The 13,758-nt window shown below is 69.1% G+C and carries 10 protein-coding genes; 4 read left to right on the top strand and 6 right to left on the bottom strand.

Features of this window, described 5'->3' with window-relative positions; translation table 11 throughout:
- The first annotated feature begins 104 nt into the window (after window positions 1-104).
- Window positions 105-803 (top strand): DUF2968 domain-containing protein, encoded by a 699-nt coding sequence (locus WT53_RS06245; RefSeq protein WP_034206700.1) that lies wholly within the window; start codon window positions 105-107, stop codon window positions 801-803.
- A 78-nt stretch (window positions 804-881) separates the two neighbouring features.
- Here the strand turns inward: WT53_RS06245 and WT53_RS06240 are convergent, their stop codons facing one another.
- On the bottom strand, window positions 882-1,826 hold the full coding sequence (locus tag WT53_RS06240) for a hypothetical protein (RefSeq protein ID WP_179948994.1): 945 nt from the start codon (window positions 1,824-1,826) through the stop codon (window positions 882-884).
- A 352-nt stretch (window positions 1,827-2,178) separates the two neighbouring features.
- Here WT53_RS06240 and WT53_RS06235 point away from each other — a divergent pair, with 352 nt between their 5' ends.
- On the top strand, window positions 2,179-3,474 hold the full coding sequence (locus tag WT53_RS06235; protein WP_034206702.1) for an MFS transporter: 1,296 nt from the start codon (window positions 2,179-2,181) through the stop codon (window positions 3,472-3,474).
- 97 nt (window positions 3,475-3,571) lie between these two features.
- Here WT53_RS06235 and WT53_RS06230 read toward each other — a convergent pair whose 3' ends face one another.
- Window positions 3,572-5,479: a tetratricopeptide repeat protein gene (locus WT53_RS06230; RefSeq protein WP_034206703.1), complete on the bottom strand. Its 1,908-nt coding sequence runs from the start codon at window positions 5,477-5,479 to the stop codon at window positions 3,572-3,574.
- A 58-nt stretch (window positions 5,480-5,537) separates the two neighbouring features.
- Between WT53_RS06230 and WT53_RS06225 the strand changes: the two genes are divergently transcribed.
- Window positions 5,538-7,184 carry an FAD-dependent monooxygenase gene (locus WT53_RS06225; RefSeq protein WP_034206704.1) on the top strand — a complete coding sequence of 549 codons (1,647 nt, stop codon included), beginning with the start codon at window positions 5,538-5,540 and terminating at the stop codon, window positions 7,182-7,184.
- Window positions 7,185-7,192: 8 nt separating this feature from the next.
- Here the strand turns inward: WT53_RS06225 and WT53_RS06220 are convergent, their stop codons facing one another.
- From WT53_RS06220 to WT53_RS06205, 4 genes are read right to left on the bottom strand one after another with little or no spacing between them, the layout of a single operon-like run.
- Entirely contained in the window at window positions 7,193-7,444 is a 252-nt protein-coding gene (locus WT53_RS06220; RefSeq protein WP_034206705.1) for a formate dehydrogenase subunit delta, read from the bottom strand.
- Between the two features lie 7 nt (window positions 7,445-7,451).
- Entirely contained in the window at window positions 7,452-10,403 is a 2,952-nt protein-coding gene (gene fdhF / locus WT53_RS06215) for a formate dehydrogenase subunit alpha (protein WP_034206706.1), read from the bottom strand.
- 17 nt (window positions 10,404-10,420) lie between these two features.
- The gene (locus WT53_RS06210; protein ID WP_034206707.1) at window positions 10,421-11,998 is read right to left on the bottom strand and encodes an NADH-quinone oxidoreductase subunit NuoF; all 1,578 of its coding nucleotides are present in this window, start codon (window positions 11,996-11,998) and stop codon (window positions 10,421-10,423) included.
- Entirely contained in the window at window positions 11,995-12,495 is a 501-nt protein-coding gene (locus WT53_RS06205; RefSeq protein WP_034206708.1) for an NAD(P)H-dependent oxidoreductase subunit E, read from the bottom strand. The genes WT53_RS06210 and WT53_RS06205 overlap by 4 nt, the downstream gene beginning before the upstream one ends.
- A 130-nt stretch (window positions 12,496-12,625) precedes the next feature.
- Between WT53_RS06205 and WT53_RS06200 the strand changes: the two genes are divergently transcribed.
- Window positions 12,626-13,732: a substrate-binding domain-containing protein gene (locus tag WT53_RS06200; protein WP_034206709.1), complete on the top strand. Its 1,107-nt coding sequence runs from the start codon at window positions 12,626-12,628 to the stop codon at window positions 13,730-13,732.
- The last annotated feature ends 26 nt before the right edge of the window (window positions 13,733-13,758 follow it).

The following is a 13,758-nucleotide window of genomic DNA, read 5'->3' as shown; positions in this document are numbered from 1 at the left end:
TTTCGTGTCGCACGACGGCCGGCCGCATTCCGATAAATTCGAGATGCGGCCGTTTGGTTTTGAACGATAATCGCGAGTTCCGATTCGTTCGCCGGAGTCCGACGTTGGCTTTCCGAAACTTCTCCCCAGCACGATGCGCGACGTGGATCGTTGCGCTGATTGCCTGCGCACAAGCGGGCACGGCCTGGTCCGCCGATGCGACCGCACCCGTCGCCGGTACGCGTCCGGCGGTCACGAGCCTGAGCGGCGGCGCGCAGCCGTCGGCATCGGCCGCGGCCGCGACGGACGCCGCTGCGCAAGGCAACGTCGCCGAACTGACGCAGATGCTGCACGACGGCCGGATCGTCGAGATGCGCACGACGTACAACGGCAGCTACGGCGCGAGCCTGATGTTCGATCCGCGCGAGATGACGTACTACGTCGCGCTGTTCCAGGACAAGAACCTGTGGCGCGTGATCCGTTCGCAGGAAAAGAATCGCGCGGAGATGGTGTACGCGAACTTCGTCCAGCAGACGGTGCAGCTCGCCGATATCGAGATCCGCCGGACCGAGCTGCAGGCGCAGAAGGCCTTTCTCGAACGCGTGATCGCGCTGCAGGCGAATCGTGCGCAACAGTTGCAGGCCGACTTGAGCGTCGCACGCAGCCAGCAGGCCGAAGTCGCGCAGCGGCAGAAGTCGGCGCAGGAGCAGGCACAAGCGCTGCAGGTCGAGAAGCGGGCTGCGCAACTGCAGTTGCGCGATCTGCAGGAGCAGGTGCGGCAACTCGAGAAGCAGACCGAGACGGGGCTGCCCGCGCACAAGTAACGATTCGTCGAACGGACGGAGCGAGACGAGCAAAAACCCGGCGAAGCGATCTTCGCCGGGTTTTTTATTGCGCGGGCGTCAGTGCGCGAACACGTCCGGCGCGTCGGTCACGCGACGGTGCGACCGTTGCGCCGTCCAGTCGAAACCGGCCGCGGGCGGCGGCGCCGGGCGCGCCGGCTGCGTGGCGCGCAGCGCGTTCGTCATGGCGATCAACGTGACCGGATCGTCGAGCGAGTCGCGGGTATCGGGTGTGCCTGCCAGGTGCGGCGGCGGAGCGAGCCGATCGCGTGTGCCGGTGTGGGTCGCGCTGCGCTGGATCGACGGATGTGCGGCGAGCCGCGGCACGACCGGTGTGCGGGGCGGGGCTTCCGTTGCGTGTTGGCGGGTTGCCCGACGTGGTGAGGCGGGGCGGACGTGCCGCGCGTCGGCCGTCGCTTGCGGATGAAGCGGCGCCGGGCGAAGTGCGATGCGATGCGTGGCTGGCGGCGATCCGATCATGTTCGCGACAGGCGTTGCCACGTTGCGCTGCGGCAGCACATGCGTCGACGTACCCGGTTGCGCCGCAGCGGCGTGAATCGTGCCGGCCGATGTCGCGACGAGATCGGCCGGACTGCCGGCTGCTTGCGTCGCGTACGCAGGACCGACCCTCGCAGGTGCGTCGTACGCACCGATCAGCCAAGCGATGATGCCGAGTGCGCCGATGCTCCAGCAGACGGCGTACATCGCGCGCCGGTCGTGAGGGGGGCGCATGCGGCGAGCGGTTGCCGCGGCCGGCGTGACGTTCTCCCCGACCGGAGCCGGCAGCGACACCACCGCGGGCAGCGGTTGCCATTGGCACGCGCGGTGTGGCCGGTCGACATCGATGCAGGACGTCGTCAGTGTCGCGAGGCAGGTGCTGCCGGGCCGTGTGCCGGGCGCGCCGGAGAATCGCCATTCGCGGCCGAACGGCGGGGCGTGATCGAGCGGGGTGGCGCGCGGGCGGGCGAGCGCGCCTTCGACCGGGACGAGAGGCGATGGGGTCATGACGGGAGCACGCCGTGCGACACGGGCGAGCGTGCCGGCGCGGCGCGGAAATGTCGTCGCAAATCCTGACATTGTGGTCGGCAGGCGAATGCAGATCGATCGGATCGATCTGATTCTCGTGCCCGTTTGGGGGCGACGTGTACGAGATGGATACCGCGACGGTCATGACAGGGCGCCACAAGGCAAATGTCGGCTTGGCGTGGCATGATTCACGAATCATGCCGGCGGCGCGCCGTTACGCGCCGCGCCGCCGGCGGGCAGCGATGCCCGTGCGCGCCGGCCCGGCCCGGCGCGTCGTGCATCGTCGGATTCATGCGGTGCGGTATGCGCCGTCCGAGCTGAGCGAGAAAACATGTCCACTGCATCCCCTGCCATCGCGCAGGAATCCAAAGTCCGCACCGTCTTCCGGGTCGTCAGCGGCAACTTCCTGGAAATGTACGACTTCATGGTCTACGGGTATTACGCGTCGGCCATCGCGAAAACGTACTTTCCGAGCGGCAACGCCTTCGCGTCGCTGATGCTGTCGCTGTCGGTATTCGGCGCGGGCTTCCTGATGCGGCCGGTCGGTGCGATCGTGCTCGGCGCGTATATCGACCATCACGGCCGCCGCAAGGGGCTGATCCTGACGCTCGGGCTGATGGCGATCGGCACGCTCACGGTGGCCGCGATACCGGGATACGCGACGATCGGCGTGCTGGCGCCGGTGCTCGTGCTGTTCGGCCGGTTGTTGCAAGGTTTCTCGGCGGGCGTCGAACTCGGCGGCGTGTCGGTCTACCTGTCGGAGATCGCGACGAAGGGCCACAAAGGGTTCTACACGTCGTGGCAGTCGGGTAGCCAGCAGGTGGCCGTGGTGTTCGCCGCGTTCGTCGGCGTCGTGCTGAACCGCGCGCTGCCGGTCGAGGAAATGACCGCGTGGGGCTGGCGCATTCCGTTCCTCATCGGCTGCCTGATCGTGCCGTTCCTGTTCCTGATCCGCCGTTCGCTGAAGGAGACCGACGAATTTCTTGCAAAGCGTCACCGCCCGACGATGGGCGAGATCATGCGCTCGATGCTCGACAACTGGGGTGTCGTGGTGGCCGGCATGGGGATGGTGATCATGACGACGGTGTCGTTCTACATGATTACCGCCTACACGCCGACCTTCGGCAAGGAAGTGCTGCACCTGTCGTCGCTCGACGCGCTCGTCGTGACCGTCTGCGTCGGGATCTCGAACCTCGTGTGGCTGCCGCTGTCCGGGGCGCTGTCCGACCGCATCGGCCGCCGCCCCGTGCTGATCGCGTTCACCGTGCTGACGCTGCTGTCGGCTTACCCGGCCGTGCTGTGGCTCGTCGGCGATCCGTCGTTCCTGCGGCTGCTCGCGGTCGAGCTGTGGCTGTCGTTCCTGTACGCGTCGTACAACGGGGCGATGGTCGTCGCGCTGACCGAAGTAATGCCGGCCGACGTGCGTACGGCCGGCTTCTCGCTCGCGTACAGCCTGGCAACGACGATCGGCGGCTTCACGCCGGCGATCTCGACGCTGCTGATCCACCAGACGGGCAACAAAGCGGCGCCGGGGCTGTGGTTGAGCGTGGCCGCGATCTGCGGCTTGATCGCGACGCTCGTGCTCTATCGCACCGCCGATGCGCGCAACCAGTACAAGTCGGCCTGACGGCGGCCGGTCCATCGCGTGGCGTCGGCCGCGCATCGCATCGCATCGCATCGCATCGAAAAAAGGGAGCGCCATGCGCTCCCTTTCTCGTTGGCGGTCATGCCTCGCGCAGCATGTCGGCCACCGTGGCCGCCACGTCGAGCCATGCGCCCGGCGCAGGCTGGCGGGCGATCCTGGCCTGCGGATACCACGGGCAGTCGTTTCCGGTGAACCAGCGCCAGTCGGGCGCGAACGGCAGCATGACCCACAGCGGCTTGCCGAGCGCGCCCGCGAGGTGCGCAACGGCCGTGTCGATCGTGACGACGCCGTCGAGCCGCTCGATCAGCGCGGCCGTATCGGCAAAGTCGTTCAGCCGGCCGTCGAGGCGATGCACGCGCGGATGCGCGTCGACGCGCACCCGTTCGTCGTCGTCCAGCGCGGGCTGCAGCACGATCCAGTCGATGTCCGGCAGCGCGAGCAACGGCGCGAGTGCGTCGAACGGCATCGAGCGGTTTTCCTGCGCCTGCCGGCGCCCCGACCATGCCAGGCCGAACTTGCGCTTCGACTGCCCGCCGAGCGACCCGCGAAAGCGCCGCCGGGCACCGTCGGGCGCATCGAGATAGCGCGAGCCGACGATGTCTTCCGGCTGAAGCCCGAGCAGGAACGGCAGGCTCATCAGCGTGCAGCCGACGTCCGCGGCAGGCGGCTTCGCGGCGCCTTGCGCGACGAGCGTCACGCGCCAGCGCGACGCGGCCGGCGTCAGTAGCGCGACGAGTTCCGGCTGGACTTCGAGCACGACGCGCGCGCAGCGTGCGCGGGCCAGCGGCACGAAGCGGACGAACTGCAGCGTGTCGCCGAACCCCTGTTCCGCGCGGATCAGCAACGTGCGCGACGCAATCGGCTCGCCCTGCCAGCGCGGCAGCGCGCCGAGCGACGTCGCGCCGGGCGTCTCGTGGCGCGCTTCGTAGGCGGGCAGGCCGCGCGTGAAGTCGCGAAGCGTCAGCAGCGTGACCGCGCGATGCAGCCGCGCGAGCGTGAGATCGGGCGCGACGCGCAGCGCCTGGTCGAACGCGCGCAGCGCCATCTCGTGCGCGCCGAGCGCGTGATGCGCGTTGCCGAGATTCAGCCATGCGAGCCCGAACGACGGATCGAGCCCGACGGCGCGTTCGTAGTAGGGCAGCGCGTCGCGGTGGCGCGCCTGCGCGCAGAGTGCGTTCGCGAGCCCGAACAGCGCGAGCGGAAACGGCGGGTGCAGCGCGAGCGCGGCTTCGAAGGCCGCCGCCGCCTCGGCATGCCGGCCCACCGCGTCGAGTGTGTTGCCGAGATTGAAATGCGCGGCGACGAACCGCGGCTGCGCGGCGATCGCGGCCTGGAAGTGCGCGATCGCCTCGTCGGCGCGCCCCATCGCGCTCAGTGCCATCCCGAGGTTGTTGTGCGCGCCTGCATGCCCGGGCCGGAGCTCGAGCGCGCGACCGAACGCGGCGAGCGCGTCGTCGTGGCGGCCGAGCGCGTTCAGCGCGTTGCCGAGATTGTTGTGGATCGATGCGTCGTCGGGCGTGAGCTGCAGCGCGCGGCCGAAGGCGTCGATCGCATCGTCGTGACGCTGCACCGCCGCATAGGCGTTGCCGAGGTTGTAGTGCGCGAGCGGAAACTCGGGCGCGAGCGTCAGCGCGTTGCGAAAGCGGTCGATCGCTTCGTCGAGCCGGCCGAGCGCTTTCAGCGCGTTGCCGAGATTGAGCTGCAGCGCGGCATCGTCCGGACGCAGCGCGACGGCGCGGCCGACGAGATCGGCGGCCTCGGCGTGCTGGCCCTGCTGGTGCCGCAGCACGCCGAACAGGTGCAGCGCGTCGGCGTCGGCGGGGTTGGAGGCGAGCGCGTTGCGATAGCCGTGCTCGGCCTCGGCGAGGCGACCCGCGCGGTGCGCGGCGTACGCCCGGTCGAATGCGGAATCCATGACGCGAAAACTGGCGGAAAGCGCGTATTTTCCCACACCGCGCGGCGGGGGCGCGTATCGGCCGGTCGGCATATGGCCCCGTGACGCGGAGCGGCGTAGACTTGCAGAGTCGCGTGTCATCGAGGGTCTCATGGCTGACACACTGTCCGATATCCCGCCCGTGCTGATCGTCGGCGCGGGGCCGACCGGCCTTGCCGCGGCGATGAGCCTCGCGCGGGCCCGCGTGCCGGTGCGCATCATCGATCGTCTCGTCGCGCCGGCGCCGTTTTCGCGTGCGATCGGCATCCAGGCGCGCACGCTCGAGCTGCTGGAGCAGCATCGTGCGGTCGAACCGTTTCTCGCGCTCGGCCATCGCGCGCATGCGGCCGAGCTGCATGCCGACGGCCGCGTGATCGCACGGCTCGATTTCGATCCGCTGCAAACGCGCTATCCGTATCTGATGTTTCTCGACCAGAGCATCACCGAGCGGCTGCTCGCCGAACACCTGGCCACGATGGGCGTGACCGTCGAACGCGGGACGACGCTGACCGCATGCGACGCGGGCGGCACGTCGCTCGACGTGACGCTGCGCCGCGCCGACGGCCGCGACGAGTCGTTCACCCCGTCATACCTGATTGCCGCCGACGGCGCGCACAGCACGGTCAGGCATCTCCTCGGCCTCGGCTTTGCCGGGCATGCGTTCGAGCAGACTTTCCTGCTTGCCGATTTCGCGGCGATACCCGACTGGCCGGACGAGGAGATCCATCTGTTCACGACGCCCGCAGGCATCGCGGGCCTGTTTCCGATGGGAGGCGGCCGTTACCGGCTCGTGGCGGACCGACCGCCCGGCGGCGGTGCGTCGCCCGACGCACCGGCTCCGTCGCTCGCGGAATGCGACGCGATCATCCGCGCGCGCGTCGGCGCGTCGATCTCGCCAAGCGATCTCGCGTGGTCGTCCTATTTCCACCTGCACAGCCGGATGGTCGACCGGCTGCGTCATGGCCGCGTGTTCTTCGCGGGCGACGCCGCGCACGTCCACAGCCCGGCCGGCGCGCAGGGCATGAACACCGGCATCCAGGAGGCGTTCAACCTCGGCTGGAAGCTCGCGCGCGTCCTCGGCGCAGGCGCGCCCGAGCGGTTGCTCGACACGTATCACGCGGAGCGCCATCCGATCGAGCGCGACGTGTTGCGGCAGACCGGTTTCGTCACCCAGGTGGTCGAAGCCGAGCGCGGGGCGATGAAGCTGCTGCGCGATCATGTCGTGCCGCTGCTGGCGTCGTTCGGGCCGATGCGCGACGCGCTCAGGCGCACGGTGAGCGAGCTCGGCGTGCAGTACCGGAAGAGTCCGCTCACGCTCGAGCGGGTGCTCGACGGCGGTCCGCGCGCGGGCGAGCGCGCGCCCGATGCGCTCGTGCACGTGCTGGACGGGCCGCTCGGTCGGGCGCCCGGCACGGCGCGGCTATACGATCTTCACGATCCGGCGAGTTTCACGCTGTTGCTGCTCGAAGAGCCGGTGAATACCGACGCTGGCGAAGTGCCGCCGATCCCGGCCGATGCGCAGGTGCTCGTGCAGGGGCTCGCGCGGATCATGCCGGAAGCGGTGCGTGTGTGGCGCGTCGCCGATGCCGAAGGCGACGGCACGGCGGGGCTCGCGCAGGAATACGGCCGCTCGCGGCCGTCGTTCTATCTGCTGCGGCCCGACGGCTATGTCGCCGCGCGGGGGCGCACGGCGACCGACGCCAACGCGTTGCTGCGCCACTGCGAGAGCTGGTTCGCGGGCCTGTCGGTGTCCGCGTAGCCGGGCGGTCAGGCGGGTGCCGCGGCAGGGACGAGCGACGCGCGATGCGCGGCGACCGCATCGCGCACGATCGGCATCGCGCGTTGCCCGGCTTCGTTCGACGGATCGTCCAGCGCGGCGAGCAACGCGCGTCGCATCCGCGGCTCCCAGAAGCGCCGGATATGCTCGGCGATCCCGGTCAGCGCTTCGTCGCGATCGGGCATCGATTCGAAGAACGCGCCGATCTGGTTGGCCATGTCGATCAGGTGGTCGTTGTCCATTGCGGCCTCACTTGCCCGTCGTCACGGCGGCTGGTGCGGCGGCGCGGCGCTCGAGCAGGTCGAGCTGCTCCGAGTTGAAGCGCGCATACGCGCGCTGCCAGTCGGACGGCTGCGCCACCGGCATCACCTGCACGGCAGTCACCTTGTATTCGGGGCAGTTCGTCGCCCAGTCGGAGCTGTCCGTCGTGATCACGTTCGCGCCCGATTCGGGGAAGTGGAACGTGGTGTACACGACGCCCGGCTGCATGCGCTCCGTCACGAGCGCGCGCAGCACCGTCTGCCCCGCGCGCGATTCGATGCCGACCCAGTCGCCGGTGCGGATCCCGCGATCCTCCGCGTCGTGCGGATGGATCTCGAGGCGATCCTCTTCGTGCCACCGCACGTTTTCGGTCCGGCGCGTCTGCGCGCCGACGTTGTATTGCGACAGGATGCGGCCCGTCGTCAGGATCAGCGGATAGCGCTGCGTGACCTTCTCCGGCGTCGGAATGAACTTGGTGATCACGAACCGGCCCTTGCCGCGCACGAACGTGTCGATGTGCATGGTCGGCGTGCCTTCCGGCGCGTGTTCGTTGCACGGCCACTGGATGCTGCCGAGCGCGTCGAGCTTGTCGTACGACACGCCCGAGAAGGTCGGCGTGAGCCGTGCGATCTCGTCCATGATTTCCGACGGATGCGTGTAGTGCATGTCGTAGCCGAGCGCCTGCGACAGCAGCAGCGTGACTTCCCAGTCCGCGTAGCCCGCGAGCGGCGGCATCACCTTGCGCACGCGCGAGATCCGGCGTTCCGCGTTCGTGAACGTGCCGTCCTTCTCGAGGAACGTCGAGCCCGGCAGCAGCACGTGCGCGTATTTCGCGGTTTCGTTCAGGAAGATGTCCTGCACGACGATGCATTCCATCGCCGACAGCGCGGCCGCGACATGCTGCGTGTTCGGGTCCGACTGGACGATGTCCTCGCCCTGGCAGTAAAGCCCCTTGAAGCTGCCGTCGAGTGCCGCATCGAACATGTTCGGGATGCGCAATCCGGGCTCCGGCTGCAGCGTGGCTGCCCACGCCTGCTCGAACTGCGTGCGCACGACTGCGTCGCCGATGTGGCGGTAGCCGGGCAGTTCGTGCGGGAACGAGCCCATGTCGCACGAACCCTGCACGTTGTTCTGGCCGCGAAGCGGATTGACGCCGACGCCTTCGCGGCCGACGTTGCCGGTCGCCATCGCGAGGTTCGCGATGCCCATCACCGTCGTCGAGCCCTGCGCGTGTTCGGTCACGCCCAGCCCGTAATAGATCGCGGCGTTGCCGCCCGTTGCGTACAGGCGCGCGGCCGCGCGTACCAGCTCGGCCGGCACGCCCGTCACGTCCGCTGTCGCCTCGGGCGAATTGTCGGCCTGCGCGACGAAGTCGCGCCATTGCTCGAACGCGCGCGTCTCGCAGCGCTCGGCGACGAACGCGTCGGCCACCAGCCCTTCGGTGACGATCACGTGCGCCAGTGCATTGACGATCGCGACGTTGGTGCCCGGACGCAACTGCAGGTGATGCGTGGCCTTCACGTGCGGGCCGTCGACCACGTCGATGCGGCGCGGGTCGATCACGATCAGCTTCGCGCCTTCGCGCACGCGCCGCTTCAGCCGCGAGCCGAACACCGGGTGGCCGTCGGTCGGGTTCGCGCCCATCACGACGATCACATCGGCCTGGCCGACCGATGCGAACGTCTGCGTGCCGGCCGATTCGCCGAGCGTCGCCTTGAGGCCATAGCCGGTCGGCGAGTGGCACACGCGTGCGCAGGTATCGACGTTGTTGTTGCCGAATGCGGCGCGCACGAGCTTCTGCACGAGATAGGTTTCCTCGTTCGTGCAGCGCGACGACGTGATGCCGCCGATCGAATCGCGGCCGTACTTCTGCTGCAGCTTGCGGAATTGCGTCGCCGCGTAGGTGAGGGCTTCGTCCCAGCTCACTTCGCGCCACGGGTCGGTGATCTTCTCGCGGATCATCGGCTTCGTGATGCGGTCCTTGTGCGTCGCATAGCCCCACGCGAAGCGTCCCTTCACGCATGCGTGGCCTTCGTTCGCGAGACCGTTCTTGTGCGGCGTCATGCGCACGACCTGCGTGCCTTTCATCTCGGCCTTGAACGAGCAGCCGACGCCGCAGTACGCGCAGGTCGTGATCACCGAGTGCTCGGCCTGCCCGAGCAGCACGACGGATTTTTCCTGCAGCGTGGCCGTCGGGCAGGCGGCCACGCACGCGCCGCACGACACGCATTCCGACGCCATGAACGATTCGCTTTCGCCCGCGGCGACGCGCGATTCGAAGCCGCGCGCGGCGATCGTCAGCGCGAACGTGCCCTGCGTTTCCTCGCACGCGCGCACGCAGCGATTGCAGACGATGCATTTCGACGGATCGTACGTGAAGTACGGGTTCGATTCGTCCTTCGCGTCCTTCAGGTGATTCGCGCCGTCGAAGCCGTAGCGCACTTCGCGCAGGCCGACCACGCCCGCCATGTCCTGCAGCTCGCAGTCGCCGTTGGCCGGGCAGGTGAGGCAGTCGAGCGGGTGGTCGGAAATGTACAGCTCCATCACGTTGCGGCGCAGCGACTGCAGCCGGTCCGACTGCGTGCGCACCTTCATGCCGGCTTCGGCGGGCGTCGTGCACGACGCCGGATAGCCGCGCCGGCCCTCGATCTCGACGAGGCACAGCCGGCACGAGCCGAACGGCTCGAGCGAATCGGTCGCGCAGAGCTTCGGGACGTTGATGCCGGCTTCGATCGCCGCGCGCATCACCGACGTGCCGGCCGGCACCGTGACCGGCTGGCCATCGATTTCGAGCGTGACGTCGGTGTCGGCATGCCGTTGCGGCGTGCCGTAGTCGGTATCGTCCAACGGATCGCGGGCGCGCGCCTGTGCGGCGCTCTTGCACGCGCATTGGCCCGAGCCGCAGCCGCCTTGGCGGACGTTGTTCGTGTCGAGGGACATGCAGGGCTCCTTCTGGGTCAGGCCGCAGCCTTGACCGGGCCCGACGCGGCATCCTTGCCGGCAGCGAGCCCGAAATCTTCGGGGAAATGGTCGAGCGCGGACAGCACCGGGTACGGCGTCATGCCGCCCATCGCGCACAGCGAGCCGGCGAGCATCGTGTCGCACAGGTCGCGCAACAGCGTGACCTGCCGCTCCGACGTATCGCCGTCGCGAATCCGCGCGATCGTCTCGACGCCGCGCGTCGAGCCGATCCGGCACGGCGTGCACTTGCCGCATGATTCGATCGCGCAGAATTTCATCGCGTATTCGGCCAGCTCGGCGAGATTCGACGTGTCGTCGTGCAGCACGATGCCGCCGTGGCCGACCACCGCGCCGATCGCCGTGTACGCCTCGTAGTCGAGCGGCACGTCCCACTGGTGGTCGGGCAGGTAGGTGCCGAGCGGGCCGCCGACCTGTGCGGCGCGTGCCGGCCGGCCGCTGGCCGTGCCGCCGCCGAAGTCGAACAGCAGTTCGCGCAGCGTGACGCCGAAGGCGAGCTCGACGAGGCCGCCGTGACGGATGTTGCCTGCCAGCTGGAACGGCAGCGTGCCGCGCGAGCGGCCCATCCCGTAGTCGCGATAGAACGCGGCGCCGCGCGCGAAGATCACCGGCGCCGACGCGAGCGTGATCACGTTGTTGATCACGGTCGGCTGGCCGAACAGGCCCGCGAGCGCGGGCAGCGGCGGCTTCGCGCGCACGACGCCGCGCTTGCCCTCGAGCGATTCGAGCAGTGCCGTTTCCTCGCCGCATACGTACGAGCCCGCGCCTTTCGCGACGTGCAGCTCGAACGCGTGCGCGGAGCCGAGCACGTGCTCGCCGAGCCAGCCGGCTTCGCGCGCGCGGACGATCGCGGCTTCGAGCGTGGCGATCGCGTGCGGGTATTCGCTGCGCACGTAGATGTAGCCGACCGTCGCGCCGGTGGCGACGCCCGCGATGATCATCCCTTCGATCAGGCAGTACGGATCGCATTCCATCAGCAGGCGGTCGGAGAACGTGCCCGAATCGCCTTCGTCCGCGTTGCAGACGATGTATTTCTGCGTGGCGCGTGCTTGCCGCACGGTACGCCACTTGATGCCGGCCGGGAACGCCGCGCCGCCGCGGCCGCGCAGCCCCGACTCGATCAGCGTGTCGCATGCGGCGTCGCCGTCGAGCGCCAGTGCGTTCTTCAGGCCGGCGAGGCCGTCGTGTTGCAGGTAGTCGTCGATCGACAGCGGATCGGTCAGACCGATGCGCGCGAACGTGAGCCGCTGCTGGCGCGCCAGATAGGGCAGCGCGTCGACGAGGCCGACGCCGCTCGGATGCGTGCCGCCGTCGAGCCAGTCGGCGTCGAACAGGGCCGGCACGTCGGCGGCCGACAGGTTCGCATAGCCGACGCGGCCCGCGGCCGTCCCGACTTCGACGAGCGGTTCGAGCCACAGCAGCCCGCGCGAACCGTTGCGGATCACCTCGATCGCGACGCCGCGCCGTTCGGCTTCGGCCACGATCGCGGCGGCGAGCGCGTCGGCGCCGAGTGCCAGCGCGGACGAATCGCGCGGAACGTAGATGCGGGTCGTCATGCGGCCTCCGGCGTGCGGGCGACCGCGTCGGCCAGCAGCGCGTCGAACTTCTCCGGCGTGACCTTGGCGTGGAGCACCCCGTTGATCGTCATCGATGGCGATTGCGCGCACAGCCCGAGGCAGTAGACCGATTCGAGCGCGACGTCGTCACGCGTGTGCGCTGCGGCGGCATCGCCGTGCGCGGCATCGAACCGGCAGCCGGTGCGGGCTTCCGCATGGGCGGCGAGCGTTTCGCAGCCCATGCTGCGGCACGCTTCGGCGCGGCACATCTGGATCGTCACGCGGGCGGGCGGCGTGGTGCGGAAGTGGTGGTAGTAGGTCAGGACGCCGTGTACTTCCGCGCGCGACAGGTTCAGCGCCTTGGCGAGCGGCGCGACGCAGCCCGGCGGCACGTAGCCCGCGTCGTCCTGGATCGCGTGCAGGATCGCGACGAGCGAACGGCCGGCGCGCGCATGGCGCTCGACGAGCGCGTCGGGCGCAGGGGAATTCGGGGACATCGTTATGCTCCTCCAAAGTCTCATATGCGCTCGCAATTCATATATGGCGCAGCGGGACTTCGTTCTGATTGATTTTGACCAACGATAAGCGGAAGATTTCGCGGTCGCAATAGGAAATCGGAGTGCATAATTGATTCGGATCGAATGCGACGCGTATCTGACCGTACGCGACACGGAAGGCCGTTCGGCCAGTCTGTCCGACGTCGCTCCGTTGCTGGAACTCGTGGCCGAGACGGGCAGCATCGCGCAGGCCGCGCAAGCCAAGGGGCTGTCGTACCGGCACGCGTGGGGCATGCTGCGCGCGCTGGAATCGTGCATCGGCGGGGAATTGATCGAAACCGCGCGCGGCAAGGGTTCGACGTTGTCGGCGCTCGGGCAGGCGGTCGTCGATGCGCAGCGTCTGGCGCGCAGCCGCCTCGACGGGAACCTGCGCACGCTGGCGGCCGAGGTGGCCAGCGACCTGAACCGGCGGCTCGCGCAGCGTGACGGCGCCGTGCGCATTCATGCGTCGCACGGTTACGCGGTCGCGACGCTCGTTTCCGCGCTCGTCGAGGCGCAGGCGGCCGTCGACATCAAATATCGCGAAAGCGTCGAGGCCGTGCAGGCGCTCGCGCGCGGCGAATGCGACCTCGCGGGCTTCCATTTGCCGCGCGGCGCGTTTCGCGCGCAGTGCGCGCAAATCTACCGGCCCTGGCTCGACGACACGCGCCACGTGCTGATCCATCTGACGCGCCGACAGCAAGGGCTGTTCGTCCCGCGCGGCAACCCGAAGCAGGTGCGCGGGCTCGCGGATCTGGCACGCGACGACATCCGCTTCGTCAACCGCCAGCCGGGATCGGGCACGCGCATGTTGCTGGATCTCGCGTTGCGCGCGATCGGCATCGATCCGGAGCGCATCGACGGCTATGCGTCGGCCGAACTCACGCATTCTGCGATCGCGGCGTTCGTCGCGAGCGGAATGGCCGATCTCGGGTTCGGCGTCGAGCCGGCCGCCCGTCATTTCGGGCTCGACTTCATCCCGGTCGTCGACGAGGACTATTACTTCGCATGCGAACGCGCACGGCTCGATGGGCGGCCGCTCGCCGATGTGCTGGCACTGCTGCGTGACGCACGCTTCGTCGAGCGCGTCGCGCATCTGGACGGCTACGATCCGGCCGCGTGCGGCGCGCTGGAGCGCATCGCGACCGGGTTGGCCGGCCGCGACGACGCGAGCGGCCCGGACGGCAATGCCCGGTAACGAAGACGCGATCGAGCCGCGCTGCA

Source organism: Burkholderia sp. MSMB2157WGS (assembly GCF_001532755.1).
In the GTDB taxonomy this organism is placed as follows: Bacteria; Pseudomonadota; Gammaproteobacteria; order Burkholderiales; family Burkholderiaceae; genus Burkholderia.
The sequence above is the reverse complement of the archived record's forward strand: the minus strand, read 5'-3'. Positions and strand labels throughout refer to the sequence as shown.